Raw genomic sequence first — 3528 nt, 5'->3', positions numbered from 1 at the left:
GTTTATGTTTTCCTGGGCTGAAAACGTTCTTAATGATAACCCACTTTCAAGCCACTTCTTAACAATGGCTTCTTTAAACTCTTTTGAATAATGCTTCACTCATATTCTCTTACCGCCTCCTATTCAATTATTAAAAATTAACAGAGGCGACAACTATCCTGACACAGGGGGATATTGGAGCTGTCCAAAATGGGAATTACAAAATAGACCACCACGGATACTTAACTTTCTGTCTCCACAAGTACGAAGAAAGCTAATGGCAGGTTTCAAAGCAGTTTTAAATTGAAGTTCTCTAGCTGGGTCATCAGGCCAAGAAACAGCTTTATAAATTTCTTCTCTCGTGAAAGGGATAGAATAATCTGGATTTATCGAAACATTTGGATAGTACGTATCGCTATCTATTCCGCGATCTTTTGGGAAATCTAAACTTTCTATGCAGTTTGATGGTTCTTCGCCGTTAAACACAAGAACACAGTCATAAGCTAGCCCTGTTATTTTCTCATGTGCGGGGTCAGAATTCTTTGGGTTCTGTAGGTCGCTATCAAACTTAAAAGCGTTAACATTAGTGCTATACAATAAAGACAACCCAAATACTGTAATTATAAATCTGAGCATTTAACTTAAAACTCCTTCGTTTTTCTTTCAGGTTATATTGAAATAAACCCTAATATTCCGTTTTCCGTTTTTTTAATATCGAATTGAATTACGCATATAAAGTTGCATACCTGGTAACCCACTAAGTGAGTTCATGCGCTCTAATGAAAATTCCGGCAGTAGTGTAGAATTGAGTTCAGTTTTTTCACAATATCCTCATTGTTATAAGCCTCTTTATCTGCGCTAACTCCAAAGCTTATACCCGCGTTTGATATTGTCATCACTCCTTCCTTTCGAGATATTTCTCGATTAAAAGGGACTCGAACATACAGCCCGTCTTTTGAATCAATCCTTTTTACATTGTTTGAGAAGTCGACTCCATAGATTCTGGTTTGATGGGATCTCAATTCTTTTCCTGATATGGCTAATTCACGATAACCTGTAATAACATCAAAAACACACTCTCTAGACTCGGCAAAAGTCCATCTATGTTGGTATCTGTCGCCCCAAGAGCTTGTAGTTGAGCTTTTCCCGTCCAGGTTAAAGGCAGCGTCTCTATATGCTTGGTATGCCTCATTTTTGCCTGTAGCGTAACTGCTAGCCGCTAAAATAATAAGCATAGAAGTCGCGAAATATTTAAATCTGGTCATAGTTCCTTTTTCCGTTTTTCCGCTTAATTATTTAGTCATTACTACCTGACATCCTTTTCAAGAATATGCTCGCCGCAACGCTCATTTAGATTCATACCATGAAATAGTTTAGAAAGCTTTCCCGTCAAATTTCTATAATAAGAAATCCGTTCTTCAAAGTTACTCGGTTCACTATATAAACGGTACCTTTTACCGCTCGCAAGATCCCCATGTTTTCGGTGCTTACTTGCAATAGCATAAAAACCTATAATTTCTGCTGATACAGCACAACTAGCTGAATCTTCGATAAATTTCTCAAGTTCCTCCTTCTTGTCTGGATAACTATTACCACAGCCAATTAGGATAGGTAGCATCAAAGGCAAGACTAACTTGTACTTAAAAATACTATTCGGATAGAGATAGCCCATTGATAACATTGGCGTCAGTATTAAAGCAATACAAAGTAGTGCATATAACTCCATATATAATTTTTCCGTTTAAGTTGAACTGATCACGTTCGAATTATTTCTAAACATGAAAACCGAAGCCAAACTTGATGAAATGACTACAGTAATTAGATAAGTAATCCAATGATGAAAAACGTTATCATGGAAGTCTGAGCTGAAAGCTAAAAAGATCGTCAACAGTATCACCATAGACAGACCTAGTATTAACGCAGCTAAAGGGCGTTTCAGACTCGGAAGAAATGAATCACCCAATACCGCCCATGAAAATACGCCCTGAGTAAAGCCAAATAATCCGATATAAAAATATTCCATCATTAGTTCTTTTATCCTTTTCCGTTACAAATATGTTTTCTTACAAAACGCCACCTGACTATCCTGATAGTCCTTGAGCGAAGATACTTTACTTCTAATATCTTCACCTTGATCCTCAAACACTTTTAGACTTATTAAAAAGGCAGGGAATGTTAAGGTTAAAAGATAGGCTATGAATGACTGGAAAAACTCACTTGAAGGGCCCCCATCATCACCAGTAAACATCTTGTATGACCAGTACAAATACGATGCAAGAATGGCTAAGATTGGATATAAATACTTTTTTAGATCAAATTGTGTAGGCCTATCTTTCCACCATGCCAAGATAAAAATAAAACTTGCGAATGGCAGAGAAATCAAGAAAGCATATAGTAGAGAGACGATAATATTTGCCGACATAGAGGTTTGACTTACTTCTTTGTTATTAACGTCTCCATTGCCAACAAAAACTTGATCAGTTGTTAAGTTAATCGCTCGCTCGACCTTCCCTGTGTTTCGGTTAGTGATTAGGAGTAATTTGTGTCCAGGGCGTACATCAATATTAAATGTCTTAAAGTTGAGCTTGCTTTCTTTTTCGGTTTCAACGTTCTTTACCCATATTTCCTGATCTTGGTGATATGATGTACTAGAAGATATTGAAGTACCTCCTCCTGAAATTGAAGGCGACCCATATACATCTGTTGAAGTGTATTTACTAACGCGCTCGTCTAGAACCTCGTAGCAAGCCGACACAAAGAAATCATGACTAGTATTATGTTCCATGTATTAATTCCTCCCTATTAAGTATTTTCCGTTTTTCCGTTCTAATTATCTTACGTTTGAATGAACAGGCCTAATGATGATACTTAATAGTTCGATAGAGTTTTACTGTTCGTTCGTTCAATTTCTCTCCCAAAGCGAAGTTCGTTGTAACAACCTCCCGTTCAAGCCAGTTACCAAAACTATCGACTAACGTATTACTATAATCGATTTGCTCATAAGTATCATTTTCAAGTGCCTTCTGACTCATATATTTACGAGTTGCTATTAGATGGCCGCTTTCGTTGTACCAGAAGTGCCGCCTAGAATCACGATCAAGTCTAATTACAACGTCTAGATTCGTTCCACCATAGTATATATTTTCGTCCATACGCCTTAGAACTGGCATATAGCCTGTACCTTCATTTAGATTAACTTGTTTGCAGATCATTCGTTGTTGAGGTCCAAGATAATCCAAATAATCCTCAATTAACTTGCCTGTTTTTACTTTGTATACACTTTGTGAAAGCTCCCAACACTGAGAACCTAAAGCTTTATACTGAAATTTGTGAATTGACTGAAGCTCTACCTTCGCATCTTTTTCTGTCTGGCTGAAGTACTTCCTAGATAAAAGGAAGTCCTGTGATGAATACTTAGATTCATAATAACTAATGACTTCACCTTTTCTGCCATAGGTAGTGCGTTTAACTGGTAAGTAATCATTATTATATTCGTATCGGGTTACCTTCCAGAATGCATCTCCCCAATACGTGCTGTTAGCACCAACA

General features: G+C 37.2%; 5 protein-coding genes. All 5 read right to left on the bottom strand.

Going from position 1 to position 3528, the window contains the following annotated elements:
- Positions 1-153: 153 nt before the first annotated feature.
- Positions 154-615 (bottom strand): hypothetical protein, encoded by a 462-nt coding sequence (locus A3766_RS14660; RefSeq protein WP_068511396.1) that lies wholly within the window; start codon positions 613-615, stop codon positions 154-156.
- Positions 616-755: 140 nt separating this feature from the next.
- A complete protein-coding gene (locus A3766_RS14655; RefSeq protein ID WP_068510784.1) occupies positions 756-1244 on the bottom strand; it encodes a hypothetical protein in 489 nt (162 codons plus the stop codon).
- Positions 1245-1285: 41 nt separating this feature from the next.
- On the bottom strand, positions 1286-1705 hold the full coding sequence (locus A3766_RS14650; RefSeq protein WP_068510786.1) for a hypothetical protein: 420 nt from the start codon (positions 1703-1705) through the stop codon (positions 1286-1288).
- A 321-nt stretch (positions 1706-2026) separates the two neighbouring features.
- Positions 2027-2764 (bottom strand): hypothetical protein, encoded by a 738-nt coding sequence (locus A3766_RS14640; RefSeq protein WP_068510790.1) that lies wholly within the window; start codon positions 2762-2764, stop codon positions 2027-2029.
- Between the two features lie 70 nt (positions 2765-2834).
- Positions 2835-3528: hypothetical protein (locus tag A3766_RS31150; protein ID WP_197479582.1), on the bottom strand; the 694-nt coding region annotated here is incomplete at its 5' end.

The organism is Oleiphilus sp. HI0132, from assembly GCF_001635845.1.
This window is presented reverse-complemented; position numbering and strand designations above follow the sequence as displayed.

Bases quoted from the DNA above. Each gene is read 5' to 3' on its own strand.
- A3766_RS14660 (WP_068511396.1), bottom strand. From the start codon at position 615: ATGCTCAGATTTATAATTACAGTATTTGGGTTGTCTTTATTGTATAGC.
- A3766_RS14655 (WP_068510784.1), bottom strand. From the start codon at position 1,244: ATGACCAGATTTAAATATTTCGCGACTTCTATGCTTATTATTTTAGCG.
- A3766_RS14650 (WP_068510786.1), bottom strand. From the start codon at position 1,705: ATGGAGTTATATGCACTACTTTGTATTGCTTTAATACTGACGCCAATG.
- A3766_RS14640 (WP_068510790.1), bottom strand. From the start codon at position 2,764: ATGGAACATAATACTAGTCATGATTTCTTTGTGTCGGCTTGCTACGAG.